Origin of the sequence: Pseudomonas sp. PDM22 (assembly GCF_014851965.1) — a bacterium.
In the GTDB taxonomy this organism is placed as follows: Bacteria; Pseudomonadota; Gammaproteobacteria; order Pseudomonadales; family Pseudomonadaceae; genus Pseudomonas.
The window spans coordinates 208067-220958 of sequence record NZ_JACVAR010000007.1; the positions used below are offsets into that span (position 1 = coordinate 208067).

General features: G+C 61.5%; 16 protein-coding genes and 3 tRNA genes. 11 read left to right on the top strand and 8 right to left on the bottom strand.

Annotated elements, in window-relative coordinates:
• The first annotated feature begins 2 nt into the window (after positions 1–2).
• From uvrC to IB255_RS24350, 5 genes are all read left to right on the top strand, one after another.
• Positions 3–1829, top strand: a complete 1827-nt coding sequence (gene uvrC / locus IB255_RS24330) for an excinuclease ABC subunit UvrC (protein ID WP_081520461.1) — start codon at positions 3–5, stop codon at positions 1827–1829.
• Between the two features lie 33 nt (positions 1830–1862).
• Positions 1863–2423 carry a CDP-diacylglycerol--glycerol-3-phosphate 3-phosphatidyltransferase gene (gene pgsA, locus IB255_RS24335; RefSeq protein ID WP_081520460.1) on the top strand — a complete coding sequence of 187 codons (561 nt, stop codon included), beginning with the start codon at positions 1863–1865 and terminating at the stop codon, positions 2421–2423.
• Between the two features lie 68 nt (positions 2424–2491).
• Positions 2492–2567 (top strand) — tRNA-Gly (locus tag IB255_RS24340).
• A 35-nt stretch (positions 2568–2602) separates the two neighbouring features.
• Positions 2603–2676: transfer RNA gene (locus tag IB255_RS24345), tRNA-Cys, on the top strand.
• Positions 2677–2831: 155 nt separating this feature from the next.
• Positions 2832–2917 (top strand) — tRNA-Leu (locus IB255_RS24350).
• A gap of 99 nt (positions 2918–3016) precedes the next feature.
• On the opposite strand, the gene IB255_RS24355 is transcribed toward IB255_RS24350, so the two are convergent.
• On the bottom strand, positions 3017–3382 hold the full coding sequence (locus IB255_RS24355) for a DUF3509 domain-containing protein (protein WP_168190547.1): 366 nt from the start codon (positions 3380–3382) through the stop codon (positions 3017–3019).
• Positions 3383–3882: 500 nt separating this feature from the next.
• Between IB255_RS24355 and IB255_RS24360 the strand changes: the two genes are divergently transcribed.
• Positions 3883–4248 (top strand): LexA family protein, encoded by a 366-nt coding sequence (locus IB255_RS24360; protein WP_081520458.1) that lies wholly within the window; start codon positions 3883–3885, stop codon positions 4246–4248.
• 205 nt (positions 4249–4453) lie between these two features.
• The gene (galU, locus tag IB255_RS24365) at positions 4454–5293 is read left to right on the top strand and encodes a UTP--glucose-1-phosphate uridylyltransferase GalU (protein ID WP_024767166.1); all 840 of its coding nucleotides are present in this window, start codon (positions 4454–4456) and stop codon (positions 5291–5293) included.
• A gap of 60 nt (positions 5294–5353) precedes the next feature.
• Here galU and IB255_RS24370 read toward each other — a convergent pair whose 3' ends face one another.
• Entirely contained in the window at positions 5354–5785 is a 432-nt protein-coding gene (locus IB255_RS24370) for a VOC family protein (RefSeq protein ID WP_081520457.1), read from the bottom strand.
• An 88-nt stretch (positions 5786–5873) separates the two neighbouring features.
• Here IB255_RS24370 and gorA point away from each other — a divergent pair, with 88 nt between their 5' ends.
• Entirely contained in the window at positions 5874–7232 is a 1359-nt protein-coding gene (gene gorA / locus IB255_RS24375) for a glutathione-disulfide reductase (RefSeq protein WP_081520456.1), read from the top strand.
• Positions 7233–7297: 65 nt separating this feature from the next.
• Here gorA and IB255_RS24380 read toward each other — a convergent pair whose 3' ends face one another.
• Both IB255_RS24380 and IB255_RS24385 read right to left on the bottom strand, forming a co-directional pair.
• On the bottom strand, positions 7298–8296 hold the full coding sequence (locus IB255_RS24380; protein WP_081520455.1) for a bile acid:sodium symporter family protein: 999 nt from the start codon (positions 8294–8296) through the stop codon (positions 7298–7300).
• Between the two features lie 98 nt (positions 8297–8394).
• Complete coding sequence (locus IB255_RS24385) at positions 8395–8730, bottom strand: hypothetical protein (protein ID WP_081520454.1); 336 nt, start codon at positions 8728–8730, stop codon at positions 8395–8397.
• Positions 8731–8862: 132 nt separating this feature from the next.
• Between IB255_RS24385 and IB255_RS24390 the strand changes: the two genes are divergently transcribed.
• Positions 8863–9336, top strand: coding sequence for an Lrp/AsnC family transcriptional regulator (locus IB255_RS24390; protein WP_081520453.1), 474 nt, complete (start codon positions 8863–8865; stop codon positions 9334–9336).
• Between the two features lie 31 nt (positions 9337–9367).
• Here the strand turns inward: IB255_RS24390 and IB255_RS24395 are convergent, their stop codons facing one another.
• On the bottom strand, positions 9368–9874 hold the full coding sequence (locus tag IB255_RS24395; protein WP_081520452.1) for a DUF1993 family protein: 507 nt from the start codon (positions 9872–9874) through the stop codon (positions 9368–9370).
• Positions 9875–9963: 89 nt separating this feature from the next.
• Positions 9964–10677: an endonuclease gene (locus IB255_RS24400; RefSeq protein ID WP_081520451.1), complete on the bottom strand. Its 714-nt coding sequence runs from the start codon at positions 10675–10677 to the stop codon at positions 9964–9966.
• Positions 10678–11124: 447 nt separating this feature from the next.
• On the opposite strand from IB255_RS24400, the gene IB255_RS24405 reads away from it, so the two are divergent.
• Positions 11125–11490 carry a hypothetical protein gene (locus tag IB255_RS24405; protein ID WP_081520450.1) on the top strand — a complete coding sequence of 122 codons (366 nt, stop codon included), beginning with the start codon at positions 11125–11127 and terminating at the stop codon, positions 11488–11490.
• A gap of 6 nt (positions 11491–11496) precedes the next feature.
• On the opposite strand, the gene IB255_RS24410 is transcribed toward IB255_RS24405, so the two are convergent.
• The gene (locus IB255_RS24410) at positions 11497–11682 is read right to left on the bottom strand and encodes a hypothetical protein (RefSeq protein WP_081520449.1); all 186 of its coding nucleotides are present in this window, start codon (positions 11680–11682) and stop codon (positions 11497–11499) included.
• Positions 11683–11795: 113 nt separating this feature from the next.
• Positions 11796–12110 (bottom strand): transcriptional regulator, encoded by a 315-nt coding sequence (locus IB255_RS24415; RefSeq protein ID WP_081520448.1) that lies wholly within the window; start codon positions 12108–12110, stop codon positions 11796–11798.
• Positions 12111–12332: 222 nt separating this feature from the next.
• Between IB255_RS24415 and IB255_RS24420 the strand changes: the two genes are divergently transcribed.
• Complete coding sequence (locus tag IB255_RS24420; RefSeq protein WP_081520447.1) at positions 12333–12713, top strand: hypothetical protein; 381 nt, start codon at positions 12333–12335, stop codon at positions 12711–12713.
• Positions 12714–12892 lie beyond the last annotated feature (179 nt).

Below are 12892 nucleotides of genomic sequence, written 5' to 3' on the forward strand. Positions count from 1 at the left end.
TCATGGTGCAACTGTTCGATTCGGCGGCTTTCCTGGCCACCTGCAGCGGGCGGCCGGGCGTCTATCGCATGTTCGACGCCGAGGCCAAGCTGCTGTACGTCGGCAAGGCGAAGGACCTCAAGAAGCGTCTCTCCAGTTATTTCCGCAAGTCCGGCCTGGCGCCGAAGACGGCCGCCCTGGTGGCGAAGATCGCTCAGGTCGAGACGACCATCACCGCCAACGAGACCGAGGCGCTGCTGCTCGAGCAGACGCTGATCAAGGAATGGCGGCCGCCGTATAACATCCTGCTACGCGACGATAAGTCCTATCCCTACGTCTTCCTGTCGAGCGAGGACGCGTTCCCGCGCCTGACCATCCATCGTGGCGCGAAGAAGGCCAAAGGGCGCTACTTCGGCCCTTACCCGAGCGCTGGCGCCATTCGCGAAAGCCTCGCGCTGCTGCAGAAGGCTTTCTTCGTGCGCCAGTGCGAGGATAGCTACTACCGCAACCGCACGCGTCCGTGCCTGCAGTACCAGATCAAGCGCTGCAAGGCTCCCTGTGTCGGGCTGGTGAGCGAGGAGGAGTACGCCGAAGACGTGCGCCACTCGATCATGTTCCTTGACGGGCGCAGCAATGTGTTGGCCGAAGAGCTGTCCACCAGCATGGAGCAGGCGGCAATGCGGTTGGATTTCGAGAAGGCGGCGGAATTGCGCGATCAGGTGCAGATCCTGCGCCGCGTGCAGGACCAGCAGAGCATGGAGTTCGGTACGGGCAACGTCGATGTGGTGGCGGCCATCGTCAATCCGGGCGGAGCCTGTGTGCACCTGATCAGCGTGCGCGGTGGGCGGGTGCTGGGCAGCAAGAACTTCTTCCCGCAGGTGGCGATCGAGGAGGAGGTGGGTGACGTCCTGCTGGCCTTCCTCGGGCAGTACTACCTCAGCCATCACGAGCGTGATCTGCCGAGCGAGTTGATCGTCAACGCCGTGCATGAGGACTTCCCGATCCTCGCTTCGGCCATCGAAGAGTCCCGTGGTCGCCTGCTGGAAATCTCGCCCCGAGTTCGAGGCACGCGTGCGCGCTGGCAGCAGCTGGCCGTGACCAACGCAGAACAGGCGCTGGCCGCCCGCCTCGCGAACCGCCAGCACATGGCTGCGCGCTTCGATGCGCTTGGCGAGGCGCTGGATCTGCCCGAGCCGCCGCAGCGGCTCGAATGCTTCGACATCAGTCACTCCAGCGGTGAGGCGACTGTGGCTTCCTGCGTGGTCTTCGGGCCTGAAGGCGCGCTGAAGTCGGATTATCGCCGGTTCAATATCGAGGGCATTACCGGCGGCGACGATTACGCCGCCATGCACCAGGCGCTGACCCGCCGCTTCAGCCGCTTGAAGGAAGGCGAGGGCAAGATGCCCGACATTCTTCTGGTGGATGGCGGCAAAGGGCAGTTGGCAATGGCCCAGGAAGTGCTCCAGGAGCTGGCGGTGGTAGGCTTGACGTTGCTTGGCGTCGCCAAGGGCGTCACCCGCAAGCCTGGTCTGGAAACCCTTTACCTCAACGACGCCGAACACGAATTCACCTTGCCCGCCGACTCGCCCGCGCTGCACCTGATCCAGCAAATCCGCGATGAGGCACACCGCTTTGCCATCACCGGCCACCGTGCTCGGCGCGGCAAGGCCCGTCGCACCTCGACATTAGAAGACGTCGCTGGCGTCGGGCCCAAGCGCCGTCGCGACCTGCTCAAGCATTTCGGCGGGTTGCAGGAACTGGGCAGAGCCAGTATCGATGAAATTGCCAAAGCCCCCGGTATCAGCAAAAAGCTGGCAGAGCAGATTTATGCTGCACTGCACAGCGAGTAGAATGCCGGCTCAACTCGCAGACCTTCCGACCCGATGAATATCCCGAACCTGCTCACATTGCTCCGCGTTCTGCTCATTCCGATCTTCATCCTGCTGTTCTATCTCCCGTTCCCGGCCAGCCACCTGGCTGCCAGCGCCGTGTTCGCACTTGCCGCCGCCACCGACTGGCTGGATGGCTACCTGGCGCGTCGACTGGGGCAGAGCACTCCCTTTGGCGCCTTCCTTGACCCGGTAGCGGACAAGCTGATGGTTGCCACTGCACTGGTGCTGTTGGTGGAGGAGCACGCGAATCTGTGGCTGACGCTGCCGGCCGCAATCATCATCGGCCGCGAGATCGTGGTCTCGGCGCTGCGCGAATGGATGGCGGAGATAGGGGCGAGGGCGCATGTCGCCGTTTCCAGTCTGGGCAAGTGGAAGACTGCGGCGCAGATGCTGGCGCTGGTGATTCTCCTGGCCAATCCGCCGCTGATGACCTTTTGGGTTCTGGTTGGCTATGCACTGCTGATCGTTGCGGCCATCCTCACCCTGTGGTCGATGCTGCACTATCTTGTGGCGGCCTGGCCGCACCTGAACACGACCCCGAAAGAGAAATAAGTATTTTTGAATCAAGGAGTTGACAGGCATTTCCAAATCGTTAGAATGGCGCCCGTCAACACGACAACGCGGGAATAGCTCAGTTGGTAGAGCACGACCTTGCCAAGGTCGGGGTCGCGAGTTCGAGTCTCGTTTCCCGCTCCAGATTTTGATGATTCGCCTTGAGTCATCCGTGTTATGGCTGAGTAGCAGAGTGGTTATGCACCGGATTGCAAATCCGTGAACGCCGGTTCGATTCCGACCTCAGCCTCCAATAGAAAAGCCCTGTAAATCGAAGATTTACAGGGCTTTTTCTTTAGTGGCCCGCTGCAGGGATTGCGAGTTTCAGCAACTTGCGCAGCGGGAGTGGGGCTGTATATAGTCCAGCCCTTTCCAGGTTTGCACCTGGAAACACTGCAATGCGCTGCCGCCCGGATGGCGAAATCGGTAGACGCAGGAGACTTAAAATCTCTCGCCCTTTGGGCGTGCCGGTTCGAGTCCGGCTCCGGGCACCATCTTCCTCTTTCCCGATTCGTTTCTGATTGCATGTTCGAGTCGTGGTGAGCGCTCCAAAAAAGAAACCCGGCCAAGGCCGGGTTTTTTATGCTCGCCATTCAGGCTCCGATATTGGCAATTGAGCGCAGCTTTGCGCCGGCCTTGACGATGCGGCGCTGGCGCAGCGGCTCCGCAGACTCGTAGAAGTTCTGCAGAGGAACCTCTGCCTTGAAGTGGTCGGCATCGCGCTCCTGAAGCGGGCCGTACTCGGTCGCCAGATCGCGACGAATGCGGCCAACCAGGCTGGTCAGCAGCTCTTCGTTGCGTTGCTCTTCCTGGCGCACCACGCGACAGGCGATGTGTTCGCCCGCATCCTTGCTCAGCGTCATGATCAGATTGCCGTCCGGTCGAGCCGTGAAGCTCACGTCGAAATCGGAGAAGGCCTGGCAGAGGTATTGGGCGGCAGGCAGGCGGTCGATAGGCATGGTGTCGTCCTCGGCAATGAATGGGTGGTTTCTTCCCTTTTCATTGCAGGGTGCATACCAATCTGGCGTAAATAGAAAATCCTTAAAAATCAGATAGTTGCAATGTCTGTCCGCCTCGCTTGTCATGCACCCTGCATGGCAAGGCGAAAATGCCATGGCATTTTGCACGACTGGAGATTTCAGTGAGGGATAGGCTGGTGTCGCGAGGAGTCGGCTTTCGCTTTGTGCCTGGGCCTCTGCAGGCGGGCCCGGCGCATCGGTACGCGAAGGATCGCCCACAGCGTAACTACTGCCAGCAGGACCCAGCCGAAAATCATGAGCGTGACGAACGTGCCTGGATTCATATCGATATCCTCACCCCTCCCTAAGGGTAGTCCACCGTCATCGGTGCGCTGTCCTTTCGGTTGAGCGGCATTTCTTCCTGGAGGTTCCATTCAATAGCTTGTCGGGCTGACAGGTATCTGCTATCTGTATGTATATACAGTATCTGGAGAAAGGTCATGCAGCAAACCATTCTGGAAGTCCGAGATGTTGTGCAGACTGGTGCAATGGCCGGTGTTGCGGCTTTTCATACGTACATAGTCCGTGCATGTGGCGAAGGTATGACGCAAGCGGGCATTCACGACTGCGACCTGCTGCTGGTCGACCGCTCCGAGCTGGCGGCCCCTGGTGAGATTGTGGTGGCGGCGCTCAACGGCGAGGCACTGATCCGTCGCCTCGCCATTGTCGACGGTTCCTTCGCGCTGCAGGCGGCGAGCGATGAATATCCGACGCTGAAAGTCGAGGAGGGCGATGAGCTCTCAATATGGGGAGTGGTGCGTCAGCGGCTTTCCGGAAGCGACGTTGCGCAGGGCCCCGGGGCGTAGCGTTGTGGCGTGTTGGAGCGGGATGCTGACCATTTGCCAGCAACTTCGAGAACTAAATCGGGGCCTTGGTGGTCAGATGCGCGTGCCACCGGTTTCGCAAGTCCTCACAAGAGTCGTGCAGCTTGCAATCCGGGGCATTGTAAGGCGGGCGCAGCCTGATTAGACTGCGCGCAACTCGCACCCCTGTCCCTCTCGAAGGACTCCCATGATCAAGAAATGTCTGTTCCCGGCCGCCGGCTACGGTACCCGCTTCCTCCCGGCCACCAAGGCCATGCCCAAGGAAATGCTGCCGGTGGTGAACAAGCCGCTGATCCAGTACGCCGTTGAAGAGGCACTGGAAGCCGGTCTCGGTGAAATCGGTATCGTCACTGGCCGCGGCAAGCGCTCTCTCGAAGACCACTTCGACATCAGCTACGAGCTGGAGCACCAGATTCGCAATACCGACAAGGAAAAGTACCTGGTCGGTATTCGTCGCCTGATCGACGAATGCACCTTCTCCTACACCCGTCAGGTCGAGATGAAAGGCCTGGGTCACGCTATCCTGACCGGCCGCCCGCTGATCGGTGACGAACCCTTCGCCGTTGTGCTGGCGGACGACCTGTGCCTGAACCTCGAAGGCGACAGCGTCCTCAAGCAGATGGTCAAGCTTTACAACCAGTTCCGCTGCTCCATCGTGGCGATCCAGGAAGTGCCGCCGGAAGAGACCAACAAGTACGGCGTGATCGCCGGCGAGATGATCCGCGACGACATCTACCGCGTGAACACCATGGTCGAGAAGCCGAAGCCCGAAGACGCCCCGTCGAACCTGGCGATCATCGGTCGCTACATCCTGACTCCGGATATCTTCGACCTGATCGAGCAGACCGAGCCGGGCAAGGGTGGAGAAATCCAGATCACTGACGCCCTGATGAAGCAGGCCCAGGACGGCTGCGTGCTGGCCTACAAGTTCAAGGGCAAGCGTTTCGACTGTGGTAGCGCCGAGGGTTATATCGAGGCGACCAACTTCTGCTACGAACACCTCTACAAGACTGGCAAGGCCTGGTAAGTCCGGACCTTTCCACTCTTCGGGAAAGCCACCTTCGGGTGGCTTTTTCGTTTTTCCGGCCTACATCGAGCGTGGAATCGGCATCGCCTCCGAGCCCGGCCCGAGCGGCTGGCCGTAGCTGAACTCGACGTAGTTGCCGGCCGGGTCGCGCAGGCCGCAGTAATAACCAACGGGGTAGGGTTCTTCGCGTGGCGCCCAGATCAGGCAGCCGGCAGCCTCGGCATCCCTGGCGACGCGATCGACCTCAGCGCGGGTGTCCACGGCGAAGCCGAAGTGACTGTAGTCATCGCTTGCCAGGTGGCGTTCCTCGCCGCCGGGCATGATGACGAAAATGAAGCGATGCTCCTTGCCCGGCTCCGCCATCCAGACGATGCGCGAGCCCTTGCCTTCGCGCTCGTGGATCACACGCATGCCGCAGAATTGCTCGTAGAACGCCACGCAGGCTTCCAGGTCGGGCACGTGCAGGGCCAGGTGGGTCAGGGTCGGGTGCATGGCAATACCTCCTTCGGGGCCGGCAGTTGGCAGGATAGGTCAGGCGCCATGAGGTATGCTGCCCGACATATCCAAACGGAGAACCATGATGTCTTTCGATTTTGACCTGTTCGTCATCGGTGCGGGTTCCGGTGGTGTGCGCGCCGCGCGCTTCGCCGCAGGCTTTGGCGCCAAGGTGGCCGTGGCGGAAAGCCGCTACCTGGGCGGTACCTGCGTCAATGTCGGTTGCGTGCCGAAGAAGCTGCTGGTGTACGGGGCGCACTTCCATGAAGACTTCGAGCAGGCCGCCGGATTTGGCTGGACCCTGGGCGAAGCGAACTTCGACTGGAAGACCCTGATCGCCAACAAGAATCGCGAAATCCACCGGCTCAATGGCATCTACCGCAACCTGCTGGTGAACAGCGGCGTTTCCCTGCTGGAAGGCCATGCAACGCTGCGGGATGCGCACACCGTGGAAGTCGACGGGCAGCGCTTCAGCGCCAAGCACATCCTCATCGCTACCGGTGGCTGGCCGCAGGTGCCGGACATTCCCGGCAAGGAACACGCGATCACCTCCAACGAAGCCTTCTTCCTCGAGTCGCTGCCGCGTCGGGTGCTGGTAGTCGGCGGTGGTTACATTGCGGTCGAGTTCGCTGGCATCTTCCATGGCCTGGGTGCGCAGACTTCGCTGCTGTACCGCAAGGATCTGTTCCTGCGTGGTTTCGATCGCAGCGTGCGTGAGCACCTGCGTGACGAGTTGGCCAGGAAGGGGCTGGACCTGCAATTCAACAGCGACATCGCGCGCATCGACAAGCAGGCCGATGGCACCCTGGCCGCCACCCTCAAGGATGGTCGCGTGCTGGAGGCGGATTGCGTGTTCTACGCCACTGGCCGCCGGCCGCAGCTGGACAACCTGGGCCTGGAGAGCGTCTCCGTGGAGCTGGACGACCGCGGCTACGTGAAAGTGGATGAGGCTTATGGCACGAGCGAGCCGTCGATCCACGCCATCGGCGATGTCATCGGTCGCGTGCAGCTGACCCCCGTGGCGTTGGCTGAAGGCATGGCGCTGGCGCGCAAGCTGTTCCGCCCGGACGAGTACCGCCCGGTCGACTACAAGCTGATCCCCACCGCGGTATTCAGCCTGCCGAACATTGGCACCGTTGGCCTCACCGAGGACGAGGCGCGCAGCAACGGGCACAAGGTGAAAGTCTTCGAGAGCCGCTTCCGGCCGATGAAGCTGACGCTCACTGAAAGCCAGGAGCGGACTCTGATGAAGTTGATCGTCGATGCCGACAGCGACAAGGTGCTGGGCTGCCATATGGTGGGCCCGGATGCCGGGGAGATGCTCCAGGGTATCGCCATTGCGCTGAAGGCCGGGGCGACCAAGCGGGTGTTCGATGAAACCATCGGCATCCACCCGACGGCTGCCGAGGAATTCGTCACCATGCGCACGCCAGTCGGCGCCTGACAGCGAGGCAGCAATAAAAAAGCCGGTGCAGATGCACCGGCTTTTTTGTGGGCGTCAGGTCGTCGTCAGTTACTGCGTTCCAGCGAGGCGTGGCTGTCTTCCTGGCGCTGCGCGTAGCGCTGGGCGAGCACGGCACAGACCATCAGCTGGATCTGGTGGAACAGCATCAGCGGCAGCAGGATCACACCGACCGTACTGCTGGCGAACAGCACCGAGGCCATGGGCACGCCGGTGGCCAGGCTCTTCTTCGAACCGCAGAAGACGATGGTGATGCGGTCTTCCAGGGAAAAGCCCAGGTAACGGCCGAGCAGGTTGGTGGCGATCAGCGCCAGGGCCAGCAGTACGCAGCAGGCAACGACCAGGCCGGCCAGGGCGGGCAGCGGGATCTGGTGCCAGAGGCCCTGGATCACGGCGGCACTGAAGGCGGTGTAGACCACCAGCAGGATCGAGCCCTGGTCGACGTACTTCAGCACCGGCTTGTTGCGCTCGACCCAGGCGCCGATCCAGGTGCGCAGCAGTTGGCCTGCCACGAAGGGCACCAGCAGTTGCAGGGTGATCTTGCCAATGGCGTCGAGGGTCGATATGCCGGTGTCGCCGTGGGCGCCGATCAGCAGTTGCACCAGCAGCGGGGTGAGGAACACGCCCATCAGGCTGGAGGCCGAGGCGCTGCAGATCGCGGCAGGCACGTTGCCGCGCGCCAGCGAGGTGAAGGCGATGGACGACTGCACGGTAGCCGGCAGGGCGCAGAGGTAGAGCATGCCCAGGTACAGGTCCGGGGTTACCAGCGGCGATAGCGCCGGCTTGAGCGCCATGCCGAGGATCGGGAAGAGAATGAAGGTGCAGGCGAACACCAGCAGGTGCAGGCGCCAGTGGGTGGCGCCGGCGATGATCGCCTGGCGCGACAGCTTCGCACCGTGGAGGAAGAACAGCAGCGCGATGCCCAGGTTGGTGATCCAGCCGAAGATCACGGCGGCGGTGCCTTCGCAGGGCAGCAGGCTGGCAACGGTCACGGTGGCGATCAGCGCCAGGGTGAAGTTGTCGGGGAGCAGGCGTGGGCGAGCCATGGGCACATCTCTCATCGTTGTTGTGTGTGAAAGACCGCTAGGGTCAGGTTCGCACTCTAAGCCCGGGAGGATGTGCCGACTAACGCCAGAAAGCCAGCTTATGTCGCTGAAAGGACAGTTTCCGTACCTTGTACGTGCAGATCGACGGAGCACACGCTGACCATGCCGCGCATGCGCTGTGCGATGACCTCGGCACGGTAGCGCGGCAGGGTGTTCACCCGCAGGGCAATGTCCATCCAATCCTCCCGGCGCGAGGACTCGACTTCGGCCGGGACGTGGCCCTGAAGCGCGAACTGGTTCAACAGGCGGCAGAGAATGTCGGCGTCGATCTCGGCGCGAATCAGGTAGCGCGCGTCGGCGGCCGCTTCGGTGGGAGCCGGGCGGTCCTGTTGATCCAGGGGGAACTCGACGAGATGGAGAGCAGGGAGTGTCATGACGGCTGGCCGATGCAGGGGGAGTGAGGAATATTCTGCGGCCCGTGCCGAGGATTTATTTGCCTGTTTTTGGCCATGTGGCGGTAATTTGTGCATTAATGATTCTCTGAATTTACTAAGGACGAATCATCTATGCCTGTTTCGCTGGATGCCCATGACCGCAAGATCCTCGCCTTGCTGCAGGACGAGGCCACTCTTTCCACGGCGGAGATCGCCGAACGTATCGGCCTGTCCCAGTCACCGTGCTGGCGGCGGATTCAGCGGTTGAAGGAGGAAGGGGTGATCCGCAAGCAGGTGACCCTACTGGATCGCAAGAAGATCGGCCTGAATACCCAGATATTCGCCCAGGTGAAGCTCAACGCCCACGGGCGCAATCACCTGACGGATTTCGCACAGGCCATGGAAGCGTTTCCCGAGGTACTGGAGTGCCATGTCCTGATGGGCGCCGTGGACTTCATGCTGCGCATCGTCACGGAAGATGTGGAGGCGTATGAGCGCTTCTTCTTCGAACGGCTGTCCCAGGTGCCGGGGGTCCAGGAGATCAACTCCATCGTGGCGCTCTCGGAGATCAAGTCCACCACCACGTTGCCGCTGCCGCGCGGCTGAAGGGCGCCGGGGAGGCCAGCGCCCGGGGCGGTCAGACGCCGCCCAGGTAATCCATCTTGCCGACTTCCACGCCGTTGTGGCGAAGGATGTCGTAGGCCGTGGTGATGTGGAAATAGAAGTTCGGGTTGACGAAGCCCAGCAGGAAGTCCGAGCCCTTGAAGCTGACTTCGCGGGTGCGCAGCTTCAGTTCGATGGTGCGGTCTTCGGCGCCTTCGAATTGCTCGGGCTTGAGGGTCTTGAGGAACTCGATGGTCTTGGCGATGCGCGTCTGCAGTTGGTCGAAGGTGGTTTCGTCATCGGCGTAGCTCGGCACATCTACGCCGGCCAGACGCGCGCCGGCGCCCTTGGCGGAGTCGGAGGCGATCTGCACCTGGCGAGCCAGGGCGAACATGTCCGGGGCGAGGCGGGCGTTGATCAGGACGGAAGGGTCGATGGACTTGGCCTGGGCGTGCTCGGCAGCCTTGGTGAGGATCACCGAGAGGTTGCCGAGCATGCGGATGAAGACGGGAACGGAAGCCTGGTAGATCGAGAGGGACATGCTGCGTACTCCAGACAGATAAAGGTGGGGCTCGTCACGCGGGACGGCTGTCGGAGTCTACTGCTGGCGCCTGCGGCTGTCGCCAGGCTTCAGCGCCTGGCCACTTTCGGCGTCGGGCAGCGGTCGGTTTCGATCGGGCCGACATAAGGGTTGCCCCAGCCCATCACGCAGCCAACCATCTGGTTTCGCTGCCGCTCCCAGGCTTCCACCGGGTACTGCTTGCTCCAGGCGGTGAACAGCTGGCGGTCCTGGTTGGACAGCTTCAGGCCGTAGCGGTCGCTCATGTAGAAGTAGGTGCGGGCGATCATGCCGCGAATCTGCGCGCGGGGCATGGCCTTGCGCGCCTTGAAGTCCACCACCATCGGGCAGGCGCCGTACTGCGAGGGCTTCTGCTGCAGCCAGCCGAAGCTGTAGTTGGCACGGTCACCGTTCACCTCGCCGATGCTCGGCACGAGGTTGTGCAGGTCGGCCTCGGCCTTCTGGTACACCCGGTCATTGCGCGAGCAGTTCTTGCGCCCGCCGCTCTGCCAGCACTGACGCTGATGGCCGATCACCCACGCGGGGACAATGTGCTCCCACTCGATGCGCGAAGCCCGGTTGGCATTCTTGCGCGGGGTATAGCCGCAGCTCTTCAGGTCGACCTTGGTGCCGTTGTAGCGGCAGCCGCAATAGAACTCCACCGACTGGCGGGCATACAGCTTGCGCCCGACCTTCTTGGCTTCCTCGAAAGTGCGCGGGGCGGCGGCGGAGGCGACGGTGGGGATGGCGAGGATCAGCAGCAGGGTCAGGCAGCGTCCGAACATGAGGCGTTCCTTACGAAAGTCGCTGCATCTTACTGATTGAGAAAGAAATGCCAATCGTGGCAATGGAATGGCAAGGGCTGGATTTCCCGGCTGGAGGCGAGGGCTGGGCCGCCGCGGTATGCGCCCGCTGGGAACGCTTCGCAGCAGACCCCTGATGTCTCTTGTAAAGGTTTAGAAAATCTATTTATCTGATTGTTTTTAAAGGGAAAAATATTATATAAAAAGCTTTAAGAATCGACGCTATCCGGTTGTTTAAACGAGGGATGAGGGAGTCGTACGGGGCTATGGCGACAAGCAGTACCCTGAGGAGACTTTTTCCTATAGTTGACATGATGTTTGTATTGTAACATGCTGATATATAAGTATTTATATTGAATTTTCGCACTGCTCTGTACTGAGCGGCGAGGCTTGGTAAGCTGGAGCCTTTCCACCAGTCGGGAGCTCGCCATGATCGGTCTCAGGATCCTTGGGGCAATCGCCTGTTGTGCCCTGGCGCTACCCGTCTACGCGCAGCAGTTTTCCACGCAGGAAAGACAGTCCCAGCAGAACTATCAGGGCCAGCCGCACTGGCAGCAGTCGCCGCCAGTGATCCAGCGCATCTACATCAGCCCGGGTGCGAGCGGCAGCGTGGAGAGTTCCTCCAGTTGGCAGCGCAATGACGGTTATGGCGGTGTGCAGGTGCCGCGCAGCTACGGCGAGACGCGCTCGGGCACAGTGATCATCGACCAGGGCAGCGGTGGCATCCGGCAGAGCATCGAATACCCCAACGGCGCGGTCTATCCGCGCGGTAATGGCTATTACCAGCAGCAGTAGGTCGGATCAGTCGATCAGGTCGTCGCGGGTCAGGCGGGATTTGCGCAGGCCGCCGTGGCTGTAGAACAGCCCGGTATCGCCGCGCCAGTGGAAGAGTGTGGCGAGGAACGCGGAGCTGACCCGGCCCACATCCCAGCTACGGAGTTTGCGGTAGGCCCAGAGCCAGCTGTCGTCGGAGGAAGGGTCGCTCATGGAATCGTCCTTGATTCGGCAAGCGGGGAAAAGTGCATGGGACATTAGTGCGCCGGGTGGGCCTTCGCAAGTCGCTGCTCCCGCAACCGCGACCTGCGAAAAAGCCCGCGCGCTCAGGCGGTGCTGACCGCCTTCGATTCCTCGACGTACTCCTTCAGCCAGCGCAGGACTTCCACGGCATCCCAGCGACTGGGATCGAACATGGCATAGGCCTGGCCCTGGTAGCCCACCACATCCAGCGGCCGGTGATAGCCGGCGCGCTGCATCAGGGCCTCGATTTCCGCGAAGCAGACGTTGAAGTGGGTGCGGCTGAAGGGCGTCTTGCCCTCTGTGACCAATCCCTCCAGCAGCAGTTCCGATACGGCTTCGCTGACTTCATCGATGGCCATGTGGTTCACGGTGTATTTCAGCTGATGGATGCTCACCATCGCTTGCTCCTCAATGGGATTCTGGCCCATGCCCTGTGATCCGAGGTGATCGACGTAGCCAATGGACTGTGGCCTTTCGTCGAGGTTTAAAAAATTTTCGCAAAATACTGTATGCATGAACAGTATTTTCTCCTAGTATCCCTCTCGCGGTCTGACAGAAACCCTGAAGTGCCCGTCGCCACTGGCCTGGCGGGCACTCTTCGAAGAACAGGAGCGATGGCGATGTTGCAGAAACTGATGCTTTGCGCAGGTGTGGCGATGCTGGCGGGTTGTGCCCAGCCCCAGGCGGACGTCCCGCGCGCCAATGGCGCCTACCTCATCATCGAGGGCAAGGAGGCCTGGGCCGTGCTGGTGGCCGACGGCAAGCGCATCGAGGAGCGCGGCACGGTACGCGACGCCATCCGCCTGCCGAAGGAGCGCTCGGCCATCGCCGCCAGCTATGTGATCGACACGCCCAACTGTGGCCGCCTGCAGTGGCTGACTGAAGGCGAGGGCGACTCCACCGTGCGTCTGTCCTCGCGGGGTGCAGCGGATGACCTGTCGAGCTGCCAGATCAGCGATGGGCTCAGCCGCGTCTGGACCGCGCTGGACTATTCGAGCTGAGCGCTAGCCTCCAGAGAGTGGATCTCCAACAAAATGTTTCGGCTGCCCCTCGCTTCACGTTTTTTTCACACTCGGGGGCAGAGGATGAAAACCAGCTAAAGGACTAGCTCCCCATCGAAAAGCCCGCTTGATTGCGGGCTTTTTATTGCCTGTCGACCAAGGTCGGCTCGCCCGTCTGA

Excerpts from the sequence above, each read along its gene's own strand:
- IB255_RS24360 (WP_081520458.1), top strand. The coding sequence starts at position 3,883 with ATGCAGCAAACCATTCTGGAAGTCCGAGATGTTGTGCAGACTGGTGCA.
- IB255_RS24385 (WP_081520454.1), bottom strand. The coding sequence starts at position 8,730 with ATGACACTCCCTGCTCTCCATCTCGTCGAGTTCCCCCTGGATCAACAG.
- IB255_RS24355 (WP_168190547.1), bottom strand. The coding sequence starts at position 3,382 with ATGCCTATCGACCGCCTGCCTGCCGCCCAATACCTCTGCCAGGCCTTC.
- gorA (WP_081520456.1), top strand. The coding sequence starts at position 5,874 with ATGTCTTTCGATTTTGACCTGTTCGTCATCGGTGCGGGTTCCGGTGGT.
- IB255_RS24390 (WP_081520453.1), top strand. The coding sequence starts at position 8,863 with ATGCCTGTTTCGCTGGATGCCCATGACCGCAAGATCCTCGCCTTGCTG.
- IB255_RS24400 (WP_081520451.1), bottom strand. The coding sequence starts at position 10,677 with ATGTTCGGACGCTGCCTGACCCTGCTGCTGATCCTCGCCATCCCCACC.
- IB255_RS24395 (WP_081520452.1), bottom strand. The coding sequence starts at position 9,874 with ATGTCCCTCTCGATCTACCAGGCTTCCGTTCCCGTCTTCATCCGCATG.
- IB255_RS24405 (WP_081520450.1), top strand. The coding sequence starts at position 11,125 with ATGATCGGTCTCAGGATCCTTGGGGCAATCGCCTGTTGTGCCCTGGCG.
- uvrC (WP_081520461.1), top strand. The coding sequence starts at position 3 with ATGGTGCAACTGTTCGATTCGGCGGCTTTCCTGGCCACCTGCAGCGGG.
- pgsA (WP_081520460.1), top strand. The coding sequence starts at position 1,863 with ATGAATATCCCGAACCTGCTCACATTGCTCCGCGTTCTGCTCATTCCG.
- galU (WP_024767166.1), top strand. The coding sequence starts at position 4,454 with ATGATCAAGAAATGTCTGTTCCCGGCCGCCGGCTACGGTACCCGCTTC.
- IB255_RS24370 (WP_081520457.1), bottom strand. The coding sequence starts at position 5,785 with ATGCACCCGACCCTGACCCACCTGGCCCTGCACGTGCCCGACCTGGAA.
- IB255_RS24380 (WP_081520455.1), bottom strand. The coding sequence starts at position 8,296 with ATGGCTCGCCCACGCCTGCTCCCCGACAACTTCACCCTGGCGCTGATC.
- IB255_RS24420 (WP_081520447.1), top strand. The coding sequence starts at position 12,333 with ATGTTGCAGAAACTGATGCTTTGCGCAGGTGTGGCGATGCTGGCGGGT.
- IB255_RS24415 (WP_081520448.1), bottom strand. The coding sequence starts at position 12,110 with ATGGTGAGCATCCATCAGCTGAAATACACCGTGAACCACATGGCCATC.
- IB255_RS24410 (WP_081520449.1), bottom strand. The coding sequence starts at position 11,682 with ATGAGCGACCCTTCCTCCGACGACAGCTGGCTCTGGGCCTACCGCAAA.